22 protein-coding genes and 1 pseudogene are annotated in these 19,039 nt (G+C 43.8%); all 23 read right to left on the bottom strand.

The features are described from left to right. Positions 1-134 precede the first annotated feature (134 nt). Positions 135-1,808: a formate--tetrahydrofolate ligase gene (locus tag JG770_RS03750; RefSeq protein WP_291955399.1), complete on the bottom strand. Its 1,674-nt coding sequence runs from the start codon at positions 1,806-1,808 to the stop codon at positions 135-137. Between the two features lie 192 nt (positions 1,809-2,000). Further along, positions 2,001-2,546 carry a D-lyxose/D-mannose family sugar isomerase gene (locus tag JG770_RS03745; protein WP_291955396.1) on the bottom strand — a complete coding sequence of 182 codons (546 nt, stop codon included), beginning with the start codon at positions 2,544-2,546 and terminating at the stop codon, positions 2,001-2,003. Between the two features lie 13 nt (positions 2,547-2,559). Continuing rightward, a complete protein-coding gene (locus JG770_RS03740; RefSeq protein ID WP_291955393.1) occupies positions 2,560-3,009 on the bottom strand; it encodes a hypothetical protein in 450 nt (149 codons plus the stop codon). Continuing rightward, positions 3,006-3,347, bottom strand: coding sequence for a hypothetical protein (locus JG770_RS03735; protein ID WP_291955391.1), 342 nt, complete (start codon positions 3,345-3,347; stop codon positions 3,006-3,008). The genes JG770_RS03740 and JG770_RS03735 overlap by 4 nt, the downstream gene beginning before the upstream one ends. A gap of 11 nt (positions 3,348-3,358) precedes the next feature. Continuing rightward, complete coding sequence (locus JG770_RS03730) at positions 3,359-3,670, bottom strand: hypothetical protein (protein ID WP_291955388.1); 312 nt, start codon at positions 3,668-3,670, stop codon at positions 3,359-3,361. Positions 3,671-3,678: 8 nt separating this feature from the next. Then, positions 3,679-5,478, bottom strand: a complete 1,800-nt coding sequence (locus tag JG770_RS03725; protein WP_291955385.1) for a FapA family protein — start codon at positions 5,476-5,478, stop codon at positions 3,679-3,681. 34 nt (positions 5,479-5,512) lie between these two features. Then, a complete protein-coding gene (locus JG770_RS03720; RefSeq protein ID WP_291955382.1) occupies positions 5,513-6,262 on the bottom strand; it encodes a FliA/WhiG family RNA polymerase sigma factor in 750 nt (249 codons plus the stop codon). Positions 6,263-6,284: 22 nt separating this feature from the next. Beyond that, entirely contained in the window at positions 6,285-6,779 is a 495-nt protein-coding gene (locus tag JG770_RS03715; RefSeq protein WP_291955379.1) for a chemotaxis protein CheD, read from the bottom strand. Between the two features lie 3 nt (positions 6,780-6,782). Next, positions 6,783-7,400: a chemotaxis protein CheC gene (locus JG770_RS03710; RefSeq protein WP_291955376.1), complete on the bottom strand. Its 618-nt coding sequence runs from the start codon at positions 7,398-7,400 to the stop codon at positions 6,783-6,785. Positions 7,401-7,419: 19 nt separating this feature from the next. Then, positions 7,420-7,848 (bottom strand): chemotaxis protein CheW, encoded by a 429-nt coding sequence (locus JG770_RS03705; RefSeq protein ID WP_291955374.1) that lies wholly within the window; start codon positions 7,846-7,848, stop codon positions 7,420-7,422. A gap of 17 nt (positions 7,849-7,865) precedes the next feature. Further along, positions 7,866-9,842 carry a chemotaxis protein CheA gene (locus JG770_RS03700; protein ID WP_291955372.1) on the bottom strand — a complete coding sequence of 659 codons (1,977 nt, stop codon included), beginning with the start codon at positions 9,840-9,842 and terminating at the stop codon, positions 7,866-7,868. 2 nt (positions 9,843-9,844) lie between these two features. Then, entirely contained in the window at positions 9,845-10,420 is a 576-nt protein-coding gene (locus JG770_RS03695; RefSeq protein WP_291955370.1) for a CheB methylesterase domain-containing protein, read from the bottom strand. After that, the gene (locus JG770_RS03690; protein ID WP_291955443.1) at positions 10,417-11,097 is read right to left on the bottom strand and encodes a flagellar brake domain-containing protein; all 681 of its coding nucleotides are present in this window, start codon (positions 11,095-11,097) and stop codon (positions 10,417-10,419) included. The genes JG770_RS03695 and JG770_RS03690 overlap by 4 nt, the downstream gene beginning before the upstream one ends. 9 nt (positions 11,098-11,106) lie before the next feature. After that, positions 11,107-11,991: a MinD/ParA family protein gene (locus tag JG770_RS03685; protein WP_291955368.1), complete on the bottom strand. Its 885-nt coding sequence runs from the start codon at positions 11,989-11,991 to the stop codon at positions 11,107-11,109. Position 11,992: 1 nt separating this feature from the next. Further along, on the bottom strand, positions 11,993-13,054 hold the full coding sequence (locus JG770_RS03680; protein ID WP_291955365.1) for a hypothetical protein: 1,062 nt from the start codon (positions 13,052-13,054) through the stop codon (positions 11,993-11,995). 3 nt (positions 13,055-13,057) lie between these two features. Beyond that, positions 13,058-15,085, bottom strand: coding sequence for a flagellar biosynthesis protein FlhA (gene flhA, locus JG770_RS03675; RefSeq protein WP_291955361.1), 2,028 nt, complete (start codon positions 15,083-15,085; stop codon positions 13,058-13,060). A gap of 5 nt (positions 15,086-15,090) precedes the next feature. Continuing rightward, the gene (gene flhB, locus JG770_RS03670; RefSeq protein WP_291955357.1) at positions 15,091-16,176 is read right to left on the bottom strand and encodes a flagellar biosynthesis protein FlhB; all 1,086 of its coding nucleotides are present in this window, start codon (positions 16,174-16,176) and stop codon (positions 15,091-15,093) included. Continuing rightward, positions 16,173-16,943, bottom strand: a complete 771-nt coding sequence (gene fliR, locus JG770_RS03665) for a flagellar biosynthetic protein FliR (RefSeq protein ID WP_291955354.1) — start codon at positions 16,941-16,943, stop codon at positions 16,173-16,175. Before fliR ends, flhB begins: the two co-directional genes overlap by 4 nt. Positions 16,944-16,948: 5 nt before the next feature. Then, on the bottom strand, positions 16,949-17,218 hold the full coding sequence (gene fliQ / locus JG770_RS03660; protein ID WP_291955353.1) for a flagellar biosynthesis protein FliQ: 270 nt from the start codon (positions 17,216-17,218) through the stop codon (positions 16,949-16,951). 14 nt (positions 17,219-17,232) lie between these two features. Further along, positions 17,233-17,961 carry a flagellar type III secretion system pore protein FliP gene (gene fliP, locus JG770_RS03655; protein WP_363320907.1) on the bottom strand — a complete coding sequence of 243 codons (729 nt, stop codon included), beginning with the start codon at positions 17,959-17,961 and terminating at the stop codon, positions 17,233-17,235. Positions 17,962-17,986: 25 nt separating this feature from the next. Next, a complete protein-coding gene (gene fliO, locus JG770_RS03650) occupies positions 17,987-18,364 on the bottom strand; it encodes a flagellar biosynthetic protein FliO (protein WP_291955348.1) in 378 nt (125 codons plus the stop codon). Positions 18,365-18,368: 4 nt separating this feature from the next. Continuing rightward, positions 18,369-18,731 carry a response regulator gene (locus JG770_RS03645; RefSeq protein ID WP_291955345.1) on the bottom strand — a complete coding sequence of 121 codons (363 nt, stop codon included), beginning with the start codon at positions 18,729-18,731 and terminating at the stop codon, positions 18,369-18,371. A gap of 22 nt (positions 18,732-18,753) precedes the next feature. Further along, positions 18,754-18,939, bottom strand: a pseudogene (locus JG770_RS03640) (FliM/FliN family flagellar motor switch protein); the annotation flags it as partial. Positions 18,940-19,039: the final 100 nt, after the last annotated feature.

The following is a 19,039-nucleotide window of genomic DNA, read 5'->3' as shown; positions in this document are numbered from 1 at the left end:
AACTGTAACTTTAAGTAATCCACATTATGCACAAAGTTATCCACAGGTCAAAATGCTAATAATCGCTGATTCGGACAAACTTTTAACAATATCCACATCCAAGATATCAACTCAATATTCATCCGGCATCTCATTTAGAATAATCCTGTAATAGTACCGTCCTCGGCTATATCGACTTTTTCTGCCGCAGGCACCGGCGGTAAACCGGGCATGGTCATGATATCGCCGGCCAATGCCACTATGAATCCAGCACCGGCCGATGCTTTAACCTCGCGAACGTTGAGTTTCCAGCCGCGCGGCGCACCTTTAAGCGATGGATCATCCGAAAAAGACATTTGTGTCTTGGCTATACATACCGGCAGCTTACCGTAACCCAACTGGGTCAAAGTTTTTAACGATTTGGCCGCGCTGCCGCTGAATACCACATCATCAGCTCTGTATACCTCTTTGGCTACAGTCCTTATCTTATCTTCTAAAGAAAGCTCAAGGTCATATATGGTCTTAAAGTTGTTATCATCGTGTTCCAATGCGTCTATGACTTGCCGAGCCAGCTCTATTCCGCCTTCTCCGCCCTTGGCTACCACTTCGGAAAGGGCGACGCGTATGCCGACATCCTCGCAATGCTGTCTTAAAAATTCTATCTCGGCTTCGGTGTCGCTCGGGAAACGGTTTATAGCCACTACCAACGGCAATCCGTACTTGTTATGCACATTATCTATATGCTGGTCTAAGTTTGCACAGCCTTTGGCCAGAGCGTCTACATTCTCCTCGGACAGCTTATCCTTATCCACGCCTCCATGCGACTTCAATGCCCTTATCGACGCTACCAGAACCACTACGTCGGGATGTACATCTATAACGCGGCTTACTATATCGAAGAACTTCTCGGCTCCAAGATCGGCAGCGAATCCACCCTCGGTCACAACATAATCGGCCAGCTTCAAAGCTGTTCTGGTGGCTATTATGCTGTTGTTGCCGTGGGCTATATTAGCAAATGGTCCGCCATGCACAAAAGCCGGCTGACCTTCCAGCGTCTGCACCAAATTGGGCTTTATGGCATCTTTCAACAACACAGCCATAGCGCCTACAGCGTTTAGATCCCTTGCATATACCGGTTCGTTATCGTACGTGTATGCTACCAGCATATCACCCAAACGCTTTTTAAGATCTGCCATACCGCTGGTAAGGCATAATATAGCCATAATCTCCGACGCTACCGTTATATCAAAGCCCGACTCCAACGGTATACCGTTGGCTTTGCCGCCCAATCCGACCACAATCCTTCTCAACTGGCGGTCGTTCATGTCCATAACGCGTTTCCATATGATACGTGTCGGATCTATATTCAATTTATTGCCTTGTACTATATGATTCTCCAGCATAGCGGCCAGAAGATTATGCGCTGTGCCCACCGCGTGTATATCCCCTGTAAAATGAAGGTTTATATCCTCCATAGGCAACACCTGTGAATATCCTCCGCCGGCAGCACCACCTTTTACACCAAAGGTAGGCCCCAATGACGGTTCTCTCAAGCAAAGCATAACGTTTTTGCCCAACTTGCCCAACGCCTGCGTGGTGCCTACCGCCGTGCATGTCTTGCCCTCGCCGGCCGGCGTCGGCGTCACAGCCGTAACATATACAAGTTTGCCGTTCGGTTTGTCTTTAAGCCTATTATATACATCTAAGCTTACTTTGGCCTTATATTTGCCGTACATCTCCAGGTCGTCCTCCGACAGCCCCGCTTTCCTTGCTATTTCGCTTATAGGTTGCAATTTGACCCGCTGTGCTATTTCGATATCCGATAACATTTCCTCATCCTCCGATTTGTTAATATTTTACCATAAATTTCGCACGCGTTAATATAGCTTTTTAACGATTTTTATACTGGTTTAATGATAACACAATACTTTGTAATATATATGCCTATTTTGTTAGGTGAATAATTGACACCAACAAAAAATAAAGCCTTGCTTATTAAAGCAAAGCCTCGACACCGATACTTATTCTACTACTTGAGGTACACGATTTATATCGGGGTCGGTGAATATATCGAATTCATCCATACTGGTAGTGGAAAATTCTGATATTACCGCACCTTCCGGACCGGCCTGAAACCAATGGAGCGTGTCAGGCAGCAACGTGTACTGCTGGCCAGGTTTCAGCTCCACCTCATGCCAAACGGTATAATAAGTCTCATGACCTTCAGGCGGCTTGGCTTTCGGATGTGGCGTCGCTTTCCCTGGTACATACAGATAAACCTTTCCCCACCGGCAACGAAACGTCTCCTCTTTGCCTGGCTTGCCGTTTATATCAGGATGACGATGTTCAGGGCATGTTTGATGCGGAAATAAAACCATTTCTTTGGCACATACCCTATCAGTATTTACATAGACAACCAGTTCCAAACCGCTATGCTCTAAATCACCTAAGCCAAAGTCCGCTACTTCTATATTTGCTTTTTCCTCATCGGTTAATACGATATGGGCTTTTTCATAAAATTCCAGTGCCCTTTGTCTAGCCTCAACTATCCGGCTACTCGTTAACATAATATTACCTCCATTATTTGTTAAATAATAAACGGATGATTTCATCCGTGGTGCTGCCCTTCTTTATCTCAAAAATACCAGGCTGAAGTCTGGTTATCAAATCCGCTTTGCGCACCTCATTTATAAAAGCATCGGCATCGGATATAACACCGCTATCCCTCAATATGCCGGCCACATCGGACACAGTCATGCCCTTATTTACAGTCAATATCACAAAGCTTTCTTGTGAGGAAGATCCTGTTTCGGTTTCCTCATGTGCCTTTTCATCTACCGTTATGCTTTGCTTATAACTGCCTTCTGTGGGGTCTATCATACCGAGCGCTTTAGCTTTTTCCATTATCTGTTGGTCGGATAAGGCATTATCGACAGCTTGTCTGTCAAACCATATAATAGACAATAACGCCGTAACAAAAATACCTATGCCCATGCCTAATACAAGGCTGCCCCAAAATATCCGTTTCATGGCGAGACATCATCGCGTTTCTGACGGCGCATTTGGCCTATGCGTAACATAATCTGTACCTCTCCTACCCCTCTGTCTAACTGCCGCGCTATATCGCTGACAGTATATCCGCTCTCGGCCAGCCTGACGATATCGCTTGACAAATCGTCGACGTCATTTTCCGCAACCGTATCTTCCAGCTCTGCGAGTATATTATATTTCAACTCCCTTAATTCAGCCAATTCATGTTTGCTTTTCTCTATATCGATCGAATATTTTTCAACGACCGATATATCGCGTTTAAGCAGAGGTATGGAGAATATGATAAAAAACAGTCCTATTAATAATACTATATACATGGCAAATACCCTTATATCATAATATCGATAACCGAACCGGACGGTCGTATCGCATCTTCTTTATCGTTTCCTTCTTTATCTTCATGCCGGTTTCTGCTCGGCTGATATTCGCTTTTGCTTTGGTCATCTGGCGATATATTGCTATCAGCATATGCTTGTTTTGAATAATTTACTTCTGTCATCCTATGCTCCAATTGTATTTTAGACTCTTCGGCCATATATTGCTGCATATTTATATATCTATGTTGGTCATTGCTCTGTATCCTTGATACTTCGGCGGATTTATTGATAACATGCAGCATTTCTATAGGACGAACATCCATGACCATCATCAGCCCCCTTTCTTCTCATAAGCCACCATCACTACTTCTCCGTGCTCTCGCTTAAAAGTCGCATAATGGAATTCTTTCATTATATTAAGCACAGATGAACCTATAGTTATCTTAACGCCCGGGAAAATAGTATCTTTTACATTTACTGTTCCATTCGACAGTTGTTCCATCTGCTCTTCTAGTTCAATTAATTGTGTTTTATATTCGGCTATCTCCTGCACTAATTTAATTTTATTTTGTATACGGGCAATTTTCAGGTGTTGCCTATCCGCCGGCAATCCGCCGCGAGTCTCCATTTTAGTAAGTGTCTGTATGTCTTTATCGTAATTTTTCAGCTGACGGTCCATCTCCTCCAGTTTAACGCTGATTTGATTATACCGCTCCCTCAATCCAGGGTCAATACCAACTTCCAACTCTGTAGCCGTAGCCATAAAAGATCCTATATTCCTGGCATTTATCGCCATAGCCGCTTTTATATTGCCACCCACTATCAAGCCGCGTCGGCCATCGGCTGTAACCGAATTTCCTGCTTTTATATAGCTATGCATTATAGCATCAGCAACCACATCATGCCCTGCTTCGAGATGAGCATTTTCCACAAAACGCGCTATTATATCGGCACCTGCTTCTAGCACCGCTTTATTCATACCCTGCACGCCGCTCCTCAATACTATGCTGCCATCGGATATTATAGTAGCGCCCTCTACCACACCCATTACTTCCACATCACCTGCAGCTTTAATACTAAATCCTGTACGGACATTGCCTTTTATTTTTACATTGCCGACAAATTCAATATCACCTATGGAGTTGTCCACATCGGCCGGCACTTCATACACCGGCAGCACACTTATCTTGCCATCTCTAATTACTACCTGTCCGTCTATGGATGCTATCAATGTATCGCCATCTTCCGATATTGCCGTGTTTTTCCCGCCCAAAAGATTAACGGGCTTGCCATCCTTTGCCGGTATTTCTTTATCCAGCACGGTCCGCCCCGCTGTCCCCGATGTCGGCGGTATCCGCCTGGCCAGCACATCCCCCTTTCGCACATTCTTTATCAAATCCAGATGCTTATAATCCACAGTCCCATCTTCCAATATCCTAGGCTTTGCATCGGCATCCAATTGCACAGTGTATTCTATGTATCCATTTTGTCCATTTATTGGCTCATTACCTTTGGCTATCAAGATATTTTGATTAAAAAGCCCTTGTTGCAAAGCTGACTCTATGGCGTCCCAATTTATACCATATTTTATCCCGGCTTTATCTATTGCGTTTCTTACCATATCCATATCACACGGCTTGCCCCCGTCCTCCGGGAAGATACACATGTATGCCTCCATAGCATCTCGGGAAATTGAAATATCGACCTCGGCGTCTACAGGATGTTCGCTCTGTGGCGGTGCTATTTTTACGGGAATGCCGTCAGCCGTATAAATAGCTAAAAATACCGCTTTATTATCTATCTGTTCGATATTCTTTCGTTTGATTTTGTCTATTAAAACCCTTTCATCTACAGGTTTGCCGTTTCCTACAGGCCCATTCACGGTAAGATAAACACCGTCTTCTTTATATTCCAGCACAAAGCTTCCGTCTATAGATTCAGGTTTGTTATCGATAGATCGGATTTTAACCATGATCTTACATGGGCGCACTGTTACATTAAGGATCTTCCTAGGCTGTTCTAAAACCTCAATCTCCACTTCTTCGGCGCTCTTATCCAACATTTTAAGCGCCCGGCTGACAGCTTCCTCATATGTATCGGCCTCCACTATTATATAATCCTGCTGCGTCATAGCCATCCCTCATTCTATATAAAAATTAATGAATTTATCCGGCGATAAACTGCATTTTGCGCAATCTGTTTCTCAATTGAAGCAAAGCTTTGGTATGAAGCTGCGATACCCTTGATTCCGATATTCCCAATACTTTGCCGATTTCTTTCAACGTCAGGCCGTCATAATAATACAACTGCAGCAACCGTTTCTCCCTATCCGACAGCTTGGAAACCGCTTCGCTCAGTACCTGCTTAAGCTCCACCCTATCGTAAACGCTTTCCGAGCTTTCGGCATCGCCTATATTCCATTCATCTACAAATATTTCATCCAGGGATATGCAATTGAATCTATTGATATCGGCATAAAGGGCATCGAGTTGTTCGATCGATATCCCCAAGTAACGGCATAAATCCTCATCTGAAACCGGTTTATCAGAAGTCGCCTCTAATTGCTTATAAACCGCATCTAAATGCTTCACTTTATCGCGCACGCTCCTCGGGATTACGTCCTTTTTACGTAAATTGTCTATTATAGCGCCCCTTATCCTATGAGAAGCGTAGGTCTCAAATTTCACATCGCGAGAAGGATCATATCGCTCTATGGCATCCAGAAGGCCGAAAACCCCGTACCCTACAAGGTCGTCCAAATCATCGCCCGTATTATATATCATCAACCTGGAAGCGATATATTTTATCATCGGCGCGTAATGTTCGGCTAATTTGTTTCGATACTCTATATTCGATGTTTTTTTATATTCCTGCCACAATTCATCTATATCTATAGGTATATTTTTTCCGTCCATTTTTACAGTCCTTGCTTCAATATCATATTATCTTGGTTCCGTGGCCTATAGTCTTTACCATTAATCCGCCATCCTCCGTATACAATTCTATGGTACGGCCAAAATTCCCACCTGTATCCTCGGCTATAACAGGTATTTTAAGCTCTTCTAAAACTTTTTTAACTGCCGCTACATTGCGTATGCCTATATTCAGTATGTCGTTGTTGCCGGAGCTGTTTTTCAACGCAAACATCTGAGCTCCTCCGGCCAATTTACATACTATGTTCTTTTTATCCGCTTTATTTTCCAGCATCATCGTCAGTAAAATCTCGATGGCTGTATCCGCGAATTTGGCCTTATTAGAATTATTTTTTATATCCTTGCTGGATGGCAACATTATATGCGCCAACCCGCCTATCTTATTTATTTTATCATATAGCGCAATCCCAACGCATGAACCCAGTCCTATGGTGGTCAATATATTCGGGTACAATGCTATATTCAGATCAGCCATACCAACCTTTATTAATTGAGGCATGGTTTATTGTATAACCCCCAATGCCTTTAATATGGTGTCGTAAGAATCGACGTCGGGTACAAGGAAAAAATACACGCGCACATTATCAGCACCTTCGATAAATTCCGTTTCTATAAATAACACCTTATCGCTCGTCATCCCGAACTCTACAGCGGGTACGCTCAATATCGCGCCGGCCATATCTATAGCTAAACATGGAATAGATGGCCTAACATTCAGTTTTGCCAGCGTAGCCAAAGCTCCGAGGTACGAACTGGTCAGTATATTGCCTAATTCTTGTACAGCCGAGAGATCTATATCATTCAACGGACGGTTAGTATCGACAGGCCTGCCCATCATCATATCTATCAATATATGAGCCGACGTTTCATCCATCACCAACAATACACTTCCTTCCACATCGCCCTCAAAATCCAGATAAACGCCCATTACAGGCTGTTCCGCGCCGCCAAGCACATCAGGAACATTTTTTAGATCCATTATCCTGACCTCTGGCACATGCATATTTACCTTTTTGGAAAGCATTTTGGCAAGCGCTGTGGCCGCATTGCCGGCACCTATATTACCTATTTCCCTTAATACATCTATTTCAAATGAATTAAGCCCATCAATATCGACCATATGCCAACATTCCTTCCTTTCAATCCCTGGCTATATTGAGTAACCCGGACACATCTGGTACCAATATCATATCGTCGCCATCATATATGACGCGGTCAATATATTGGTTTCTATCAGCAGAGGAAATCTTATCGAACGGCTGAATTTCATCTGTATCAAAATACTTTACATTGGATACGGCATCAACCTTCAACCCTACGATATAATCCTCATATTGTATTATTATGATCCGGCTGGTTTCCGTATCTTCAATTTCATCCATCCCAAGTCGCCTATGCATGTCTATAACCGGTATGATATCGCCGCGCAGATTCATAACGCCTATAACGAAATCTTCAGCATACGGCATTCTGGTTATAGGCAATATGCGTTCTATAGATGAAACCATAGCAACATCTAATCCATAATTTTCCGGACCAATGCTGAATATTACAAACTGCTCTACCATTTCTATCACTCCCATTCTTAAAGCAAATGATTTATATCTAGTATAAAGGCTATTTGCCCATTGCCCAGTATAGTGGCACCCGATATGCTCTTTATGTGCGAAAGGTATTTGCCCAACGGCTTTATGACTATATCCTCCTGATCTATTAACGCGTCTACTGCAAAACCTGCAATTTTATCCCCTTTTCTGACTATTACCGTGGTAATAGTGCCGTGGACATCTTGTTGGTTATCCAGTACATTTAACACTTGTTTCAAGCGCACAAACGGTATAAGGGACGAACGGAAGTCTATGACCTCCTGCTGACGCCTTATGCTCTTTATATCAGCAGCGTTTACATCTATTATTTCAATTATGGAATTAAGAGGTATAGCATACACCTCAGACCCTACCATAACCAGCAATGCTTGAATAATAGATAACGTTAGCGGCATCCTTATGATAAAACGCGTGCCCTTTCCGAGTTCACTTCTTACGTCAACCGTTCCGCCCAAAGATTCGATCTTGGTCTTGACCACATCGAGCCCCACGCCTCTACCAGATATATCAGTTATTACATCGGATGTGCTAAAACCTGGCTGGAATAAAAATGAGATTATGTCTTCATCGCTCATTTCTTCTACCTGGCTTTCATCAGCCAATCCTTTTTCTATGGCTTTTCTGGCCACTTTAGCTATGTCTATGCCCTCTCCGTCATCTTTGACCTCAACCACCACATTATCGCCGTCATTATATGCGCGTAGCTCTACCGTACCGATCTCAGGTTTGCCCTGTTTTACGCGTTCTTCCGGCAGCTCTATACCGTGATCCACGGCATTGCGTATAAGATGTATGAGCGGATCGCCTAATTCTTCCACTATGCTTCTATCGATCTCGGTCTCGTTACCGCTCATCACCAATTCCACCTTTTTATTAGTGGTTCTGGATAAATCCCTTATAACCCTCGGAAATCTATTGAATACCAGATCTATAGGTACCATGCGTATCTTCATGACCAGGTCATGCAGATTCGAGGTAAGGCGGCTCATATATTCTATAGCCTCGTTTAATTCGGGGTTATCCTGTCCGACGCCTATACCTTCTATACGATTACGGGTTATTATAAGCTCGCTGGCCAAATTCATAAAATCATCAAGACGCTCTATATCTACACGTATGCTCTTACTAGCTTTCTGTCCCACTGGTGCGCTGCCGGACGACGATTTGTTTTGATCCTGTTGATTTTGCTGAACACGCTCAGTTTTCTGCGTTTTATCATCGCTTTCGTTTAATTCTTGTACGGTTACGCTTTCTATCTCCGATACGGAATTTATCCTCTCGTATATATATTGTTCGGGTTCTTTTGTGAGCACGGTAAGCGTAAAGTCCCTGTCAAATTTCTCATTTTCTATATCTTGAGCAGATGGTACAGAGTCTATTATTTCGGCAAATTCCTCCAATGTTTTAAATACTATATATGCCCTCGCTGACTTCAACAGGCAATCAGGGCGCAATACGATATGTATCTTATACGCTGTATATCCTTTTTCATTGGCTACGCGCACGACATTATCCACATATTGATTTATCGACGGCGGTACAGATTTCTCGACTGCTGATACGTTTTGCCCATTAGAGGGCAAATAAGTATAGAGCCTATCGATAATCTGAGTAAAATCATTGTCGCCCTCGGTCGCTGACGATGCTATGCTTTCAAGCTGCGATTGCAATACGTCCAGGCATTGAAACAAGAGGTCGAGCATATCCGGCGTAGCTGTAATTTCTCCCTTTCTCAGTGCATCCAATACATTCTCCACATCATGTGCTAATTGCTGCATTTTGTTAAACTGCATGCTGCCCGCCATACCTTTTATAGTATGTATAGCCCTGAATATCTCGTTTATAGCCTGAGTATCGCCAGGATCCTGATCTAACTTTAAAAGTTGCTGGTTCATGGCCTCCAGATGTTCATTGGTTTCTTCTATAAACATCTGCAAATACTGCTCATTCTCCATATCTATACCCCCAATATCTTAATTATTTCTGTCGCTATATCGTTCAACGGTAAGACTTTATCTACCGCTTGCTCTTTTATGGCGGCCGCCGGCATGCCAAATACCACGCATGAGGCCTCATCCTGTGCCAGCGTTATGCCGCCGTTTTGTTTAATGGCCTTTAGTCCAATTGCTCCATCGCTGCCCATGCCGGTTAATATTATCCCTATCTTCCTTATTGGCAAAGGCGCTATAGACTTCATCAGCACATCTATCGACGGTTTATAATACGATTTTATCTCGTCCTCAAATATATGCAGCGCAAGCCGGCCATTCGCTCTCGGAGTCACTGTCATATGCATGCTCCCCGGCGCTATATAAGCCGTACCATTCTCCAATATATCCCCATCTCCAGCTTCGCGTACATGAATATCGCACAGCATGTCCAAACGTTGAGCTAAAGACGCCGTAAATCCCTTAGGCATATGCTGCGCTATAACTACAGGCGCTTTGATATCTGCCGGAAGTGCTGTCAGTATCCGCTCCAAAGCCCTTGGCCCGCCGGTAGACGAGCCTATCGCTATTATGGTATCTGTCATATCAAGCCCTTTTGAATCAATTTAAGCTGTTGCTTGAATATGAAACTTATCAATCTGTCCCGGATATTATTGGGAATATCATTAAACTCTACGGCTATTTCCTGCATATTAGATTCATCGTCGGAAGCCGATACGCGCACAACAATGCCTTTTACTTCTAATTTAACATTATCGTCTAACAATATATGACATTGCAGCAAATCCCTCTCTTTTATTGGGATACTTTTAGGTACCGCTATTCGCATGCCGCCGCCGCTTATATCCAATGTATAAGCCTTATGCAACGGACGCCGAACTCCATCATCACCTTCGCTTATCTTTATGAATTGTACCGGAAGCACGATATCCAACCTGTAGTAATTCCTGCGCTGTATCCTTTCTCGCGGCCCTACTGCTTCAACGGTATAGATATACACATCTTTATCTGTTTTAAAACGCTGCATTATCCTAGCGTAGAATCGATAACATCCGTCCGATCTATAATATATAATTCCCAAAAGCTGGCCTACGGGCAGCAGTATTATTTTGCCTTTTTTTATAGGCCCGGCCACCACTATATGGTTCTGATCAAGCACGTTATACACCTGACTTATATAAGTGGTTTTAGCCCCATTATCATCTTCTATTTCTAATTCTATGCGCTCTCCCACATTCATCTCATAATCATTATAAACCATCACCTTCCGCTAGGCCCCCTTCAACAATCTGTTTAGAAATCCTCTGATCCCATTATAACTTCTTCCGATGCTATAGGTTTTATTTGTTCCCAGTAAAGCATCGGCTATAGTGCGTATCTGCTCTGCCGCCTTGCATTGAGGATACTCCAATATGAACGGCTGCTGCTTTTTTACGGCTTTAAGTACAGCATTATCATGATTTACGCAGCCAAGTGAATTCACTCTGACCCCTAAAAAACGCTCGACAGTGGTCAGAAATCTATCCTCCGTATCTTTGGCCTCGCGTATATCGGCCACCCTATTGAATACAATATGCATCTTGGATTGCTCTATTAACCCTATGGACGATTTCACCAAGGCATAGGCGTCGGTCAAGGAGGCTGGTTCAGGTGTCACGACCAATATCACCTCATCGGACGCCTGCATAAATCTTGTAACAGATGGCGTTATACCTGCCCCCGTATCCACCAGAATTATATCGGCCGTCTTGTCCAAAGACGCCATCTTATCTATTATGCTATCCAGTTGCCGCTTATCCATATTCAATAATTCTATCGCTCCCGAACCACCGGATATAAATCTTACGCCAGCCGGACCAATTCCCAATATATCTTCCAGCCGTTTATCATTTTTTAATAAATCCACAAAGCTGTACCTCGATACCGTACCCAGCATGACATCGACATTGGATAAGCCGAAATCAGCATCCAGTATTACCGTCCTAAAACCACGCATGGCCAGGCATATGGCCAGATTGACCGTTATATTGGTTTTGCCGACGCCGCCTTTTCCGCTGGTTATCGTGATAGTCCTGCTATTGAATTGCTCATCATGCTGAAGCCTCAAATCGCTGATTATGCTCCTCAAACGTTCAGCCTGATCGCCTATCGCCATATTAATTCCTCGCTATCTTGGCCGCTACCGCATCCACATCGACGACCTTTATATCATCGGGCACCACCTGGCCGTCGGTTATATATGACAGCGGCCGGCGTGAGATATGCCGCATGTTCAATATCGTGCCCCAGCAATCGGTTTCATCGAGCTTTGTAAACAACAGCCTTATATCCTTGATGTCGCCGAAACGTTGCCACAAACGCTGGCAAGCTGCATAGTTAAACGATGCGCTGACCAGCAAAAAAATATCAGTAGGTTGACTCGCTTTTATTAAATCTTTTATATCATTTATGCCATCTATGTCATTAGGGCTTCTGCCAGGGGTATCTATCATTATAATATCGGTATCGCTGTAACGAGCGATTTCCTGCTTTAACTCGTTAGGCGAGTAGACCACCGACAATGGCAATTGCATTATATCGCTGTATGTGCGCAACTGTTCTACCGCCGCTATGCGATATGTATCGGCCGTAATGAGCGCCGCTTTTTTACCTAATTGTATGCCGTAATACGCGGCCAATTTCGCCAGCGTAGTGGTCTTGCCCACACCGGTAGGCCCTAAGAAAATTATAACACTTTGTCTTCCATTATCCAAGCTTATTGGTACGGGTTGGCTTAAATATTCCTTTATCACACTTTCTACGCACCACTGCATATCTCCGCCTTTATATATAGCCATCGCTTTATTCATTATTTCGGACGCTATATCAGGGTTGACACCATGGGCAGATAATATATCTATATACTTTGAATATGTTGGATTAATCTCGGCGGTATTTTGGCTCTGCTTGATATCTGCAAGCCGCTCTATAGCCGAATGTAAGCCGCTCAGCTGCAACTCCATCGCTTGAAGCCTGCGGCTGTCCGCATCATTCTGTTTATCATCGGCAGTACGGTCACGCGCTGCCACCACTTCTATCAAAGGTTTGGAAAACCAACCCTTAAACCCTTTCTTGCGCGTTTTACCGCTATGAAGTATTATGGCGTCAGAGCCCATTTCCGCCCTTATCTGATCCATTATATCCCTCATATTGTCGCCTACGTAATGTTTTACATCCATCGTCTATATTCTCACCATCCCTACAGACTGCACCTCGACAGAAGGTTCCAGCTCATTATATGACAGCACCGGCAAATCGGGGAGCAATTGTTCCGTAAGCCTCTTGAAATATATTCTTACTACCGGCGATGTTATAACTATCGGCTGTATGCCGGTACCGGACAACTTTCGTATCTCATTGGATAACGACGATAGCATAGCGCGCAATTTAGACGGTTCCATCGCTATCATTGTGCCTTGCTCGGTCTGTTTTACAGAATCCATTATAAGTTGTTCCAGCGAGGGATCCACTGTTATGGCAGATGCTTTGTTCCCTTGGATAAAACGCCTTGTAATCGTTCTGGACAAGGCATGCCTCACATATTCGGTGAGCATATCGGGATCACGCGTAAGATTTACATAATCCGCTAACGTTTCCAATATAGTTACCATATCCCTTATCGGCACATTCTCTTTCAATAAATTCTGCAGGACTTTTTGCACCTCTCCAACCGTCATAAGTTTGGGTATCAATTCGTCCACTAATACCGGATGGGTCTGCTTTATATTATCTATGAGCCCCTGTACCTCCTGGCGACCCAGCAATTCATAACTGTGCCTTCGTATGACCTCTGTCAAATGGGTAGCCATCACAGACGGCGGATCCACAACGGTGTAACCGGCCATTTCAGCCTCATCCTTCTGTTCGGCTGTTATCCATATGGCAGGTAAGCCAAAAGCCGGTTCGACAGCCGGTATACCGTTTACCTCATGCTCCACGGTACCCGGGTTCATAGCCATGTATCTGTCCGGCATCAATTCACCATCAGCCACTTCGACCCCCTTGATTTTTATGACATATTGATTGGGCTTTAATTGTATGTTATCGCGTATGCGTATCATAGGCACCACTATGCCCAGATCCAGCGCCAATTGGCGCCTTATCATAACGACGCGATCCAGCAAATCGCCGCCTTGATTAACATCGGCCAACGGTATAAGATTGTATCCGAACTCCAATTCTATCGGATCCACCTGTAATAACGGCAATACATTTTCCGGCCGGCGTATCTCATCGGTGCGCGTTTTTTCAGCGCTGGTTTCCTCTTGCTGTTGCTTAAGTTTTGTCGTATTTTGTATGGTATAGCCTAGATATATAAAAACGCCTCCTATGGAAAACATCGGCACTTTCGGCAGTCCCATGAAAGCCAGCACTATCAGGGTTAAACCGGCTACAAGCATAGCTATAGGTTGAGATGATACCTGTGATATGAGGTCGCGGCTCATATTGGACTCCGAGGCTGCGCGCGTCACTATTATACCTGTTCCCACAGAGATAAGCAGAGCCGGCACCTGGCTCACCAAACCGTCGCCCACCGTCAGCAGCGTATAGCGGTTCAGTACCTCGGCAAAGTCCATGCCTTGCACCAGCATTCCGGTTATTATGCCGCCTACTATATTTATAACGGCAATTATGATGCTTACTATCGCATCGCCTTTGACGAATTTGCTTGCGCCGTCCATCGCGCCGTAGAAATCGGCTTCGCGCTGTATCTTGGTACGTCGCTCCCTGGCTTGGGTTTCGCTTATAATACCGGAATTGAGATCGGCGTCTATGGCCATTTGTTTGCCCGGCATAGCATCCAAGGTAAACCTTGCAGCCACTTCGGCCACTCTTTCCGCTCCTCTGGTTACGACAATAAACTGTACCACAAATATGATAAGGAATATTATTACGCCCACTATTATGTCATTGCCTATGACAAAATTGCCAAAGGCCTCTATGACCTGACCGGCATAGCCATCCGATAATATCAATCTTGTCGATGATATATTGAGCGCTATGCGAAAAATAGTCGTTAAAAGCAGCAACGAGGGGAATATGGAGAATTCCAAAGGCTCTTTTACGTATAGGCTTATGAGCAGTATTATCAAAGCCAATGCTATATTAAATGACAAAAGCACATCCAATAATCCCGATGGCAACGGTATTATTATCAACAGTGTCACAGCCACCACTACAAATGCTATCGCTATATCGCCGAGTTTCATATATTTCACCTCCTACCCATGTTATATACGTAAGCCAGCACTTCAGCCACCGCCTCGTAAAATTTAGGCGGTATTATTTGCCCTATATCCACGGCATAATAAAGGTTTCTGGCTAATTCCCGGTTCTCTACTATCGGCACACGGTTTTGTCTGGCCGCCTCTTTTATGCGTTGTGCCATATAATCGGCACCTTTGGCTAATATAACCGGTGCCTGTTCAGTTTCGGCGTCGTATCGCAGAGCAACTGCAAAATGCGTCGGATTTGTTATAACCACATCCGCTTTGGGTACCTGCTGCATCATCCGCATCATAGCCAATTGCCTCTGTATTTGCCTGATCCGCGCTTTTATCTGCGGATCGCCCTCGGTCTCCTTAAACTCCTGCTTTACCTCTTGTTTGGACATTCTGAGGTCTCGTTCATATTCCCGGCGCTGAAATATATAGTCCAATACAGCCACTATTGCCATTACAGCCGTGAGTTTTATAGCTGCATTCAATACTATGTTGACCATATCATAAACCATGACCGACGTGCCTTCGCGGCTCATAGCGAGGAATATATTTATATCATTTCTTATCTCCATATAGGCTACATATCCTATAATGGCTATTTTCAATATAGATTTTACCAGTTCGTTTATAGCCCTTTTGGAAAATATACGCTTAAACCCGGCTATAGGATTCAATCTTCCAAGATCCATTGCCAAAGGCTTGCCGGAAAATATAAAACCGACCTGGGCGATATTTACAGCTATCCCTATTATGGACATGCTCAATATAAACGGCCATAGGGCTTTGCCTATCTGCATTATAGTATCCATAAATAGCGTTGATAGGCCTTCGCTCGTGTATATGCTATCTGCTGAACCGGCCATCGTATAAACCTGGCGCTCATACGCGGTCAGCATCTGCAATAGGCTGGGAAATATTGCTTTGATTATCAGAAACGATACCAGCAAGACAGCTACCATATTTATCTCGGTACTTTTGAAAACCTGACCTTTCTCCCGTGCCTCTCTACGGCGTTTAGGCGTAGGCTGTTCGGTTTTTTCATCGTCAGCAAACAGCTGAAGGTCTATATACCAGATCATTGCACCATCCTTTGCATAAAACCGCTTATACCGTCGAACATATCCGCAAACAGCGGTTCCATAAGATTCACATATACCGGCAATACCAATAATAGCATTATAAGGCCTATCATAAGCCTTATCGGCATGCCCATGACGAATACATTCATTTGCGGCAGCGCCCTGCTCAGTATCCCCAGCATGACCTCGGTGAGCAATAATACGGCCATAAGCGGTATAGCCAGCTTTATAGCCCATACAAACGTCTGAATAAATATGTCCAATATATACCATAATATGTCGGGTTCTATACTAAAACCGCCTACAGGCAATACCGTATAGCTGTCAAACAAGAGCGATATCAACACATGGTGCCCATTCATCCCGAAGAATAACAGCAGGGCCATCATATTGATGAGATTGCCCACTATCGGTACAGCCACCTCATTTATGGGGTCAAAGGCGTTCACCATGCCAAAGCCTATCTGAAAATCCATTATCTGTCCCGCTATGAGGATAGCCGAGAACGCTAATGTGGTTATATAACCCATCACCATGCCTATAAGCATTTCCTTAAGCAATATCCACCCATATAGCCAGATATTATTTACTATATCCATGCTTTGAAGCGGCATGGTATTGAGCAGCACCATTGCCATCATAAATGACATCCCTATTTTCAAGTAAGCCGGCACCTCGCGCCTGCCGAATACTGGAGAAAGCACAAACAGGCCGGTCATACGCATAAATATAAGCAAAAACGTCGGTATATAATTCAAAATATCCATAGATATCACTGTATAAACGATAGCATGCTATGAAATATATCATTGGTAAAATCTATCATAGTATTTAGCATCCATGGGCCGAATAATATAACGGCTACTATTATAGCTATTATTTTAGGTATAAATACCAGCGTCTGTTCGTTTATCTGCGTTACAGCCTGAAATATAGACACTATTATCCCCACCACAAGGCCAAATATAGCCATAGGTGCTGACAACAGTATGACCATGTAAAGGGCATTCCGCACTATGCTGAGAACCTGTGCCTGAGACATTTTCCTGCCTCCTTTCAATGAAAGCTGGTTATAAGCGACTGCACTACCAGATTCCATCCATCCACCATGATAAACAGCAATACCTTAAACGGCAGCGATATCATAACCGGCGGTATCATCATCATACCCATGGACATAAGCGTGGTGGCTACCACCATATCTATCACTATGAATGGCACATATATCAAAAAACCTATCTGGAACGCCGTTTTAAGCTCGCTTATTATAAAAGCCGGTATCAATACCGTAGACGGTATGTCTGACAGTTGTTCAGGCGTGCCCATGCCAGACAGATTTACAAACAAATTCAAGTCTTTTTCACGTGTTTCCTTGAACATAAACTCCCTGAGCGGCACCATCGCATTATCTATTGCTTGCTGCTGATCTATCTGCCCATTCATATAGGGCTGCAGCGCCGTCTGATTGATCTGCGTAGCTACGGGTGACATGGTAAAAAACGTCAAAAATAAAGCTAATCCTATGATGACCTGGTTAGGCGGCATCTGCTGCAAACCTAATGCGCTCCGAACAAACGATAATACAACGATGATCCTGGTAAATGAGGTCAGCATTATCAATATAGCCGGAGCTAATGACAGTATCGTCAACAGCAGTAGTATTTGAAGGCTTAACGCCGTTTCCTGCGGCGTCTGGGCAGGCTCTATATCGACACTTATATTGGGTATAGGGATCTCAGGGGCTGCGTATGCGCTGTTTGTACCGCTTAATGCCCACGCAAACATAATGACAAGAAATAACAGCGTAATCCTAATTTTTATTCGTTTCATCCGTCTTATTCCCAATCTTTTTCCTAAAAGCCTGTATATATGCCGCAAACGATGTATTGCCCTCCAGCGCATCGCTTTTGTCGGTAAACGCGATCTGGTCCGGCGTCAACTCTGTTATAAGGCTTACCGACGATGGCGCCACAGATAAAAGATAATATCTTTCCCCCACTTTAACTATGCATAACCATTTGTCATTCGAAAGCATCGCTCGATCTATAATCTCTATGTACCTGCCTTTCGACAAACCGATAGACTTTTTGCCTATGAAACGCGTGGCATAATAGGCGCCTGCAATGATTATTACGAATACAAATATGGCCAGCACAGCGCTCAGCCATGCATTACCGCCATCGGGCATAGTCTTAACCCACAGCTTTCTTTACAGCTTCTACAACCCTATCAGCCTGAAACGGCTTTACTATAAAATCCTTAGCGCCCGCCTGAATAGCCTCAATGACCATAGCCTGCTGTCCCATAGCCGAACACATTATGATATTAGCGTTCGGATCCAAGCTTTTTATTTTTTTTACAGATTCTATGCCGTCCATTTCAGGCATGGTTATATCCATTATGACCAGATCCGGCTTATCCTCTTTATATTTTTCAATAGCTTTTAAGCCATTTTCGGCCTCGGCAGATACCTCATATCCGTTTTTAGTAAGTATATCTTTTATCATCATCCTCATAAAAGCTGCATCGTCCACGATCAAGACTTTTTTTGCCATTATATCTAGCTCCTCCCCTATTTTATTTAGTGTTTTTTGCAGTCGTTTGGCTTATCATTTCTATAATACGGACTCCGAAATTCTCGTCGATAACTATCACCTCGCCTTTTGCCACTAGTTTACCATTGACTAATATATCGATCGGCTCTCCAGCCAATCTATCCAATTCTATCACCGAACCCGTCCCTAATTCAAGAATATCTTTTACTGAGCTATTTGCGCTGTACCTATTTTCGCTCAAAATCAAACAGTACATTAGCCTTGCCGTCCAATAAAATTTGATTTTTATCTCATTATGTCTTTATTAC

The sequence above is a fragment of the Mahella sp. genome (assembly GCF_020054945.1).
GTDB lineage: Bacteria > Bacillota > Clostridia > Mahellales > Mahellaceae > Mahella.
This window is presented reverse-complemented; position numbering and strand designations above follow the sequence as displayed.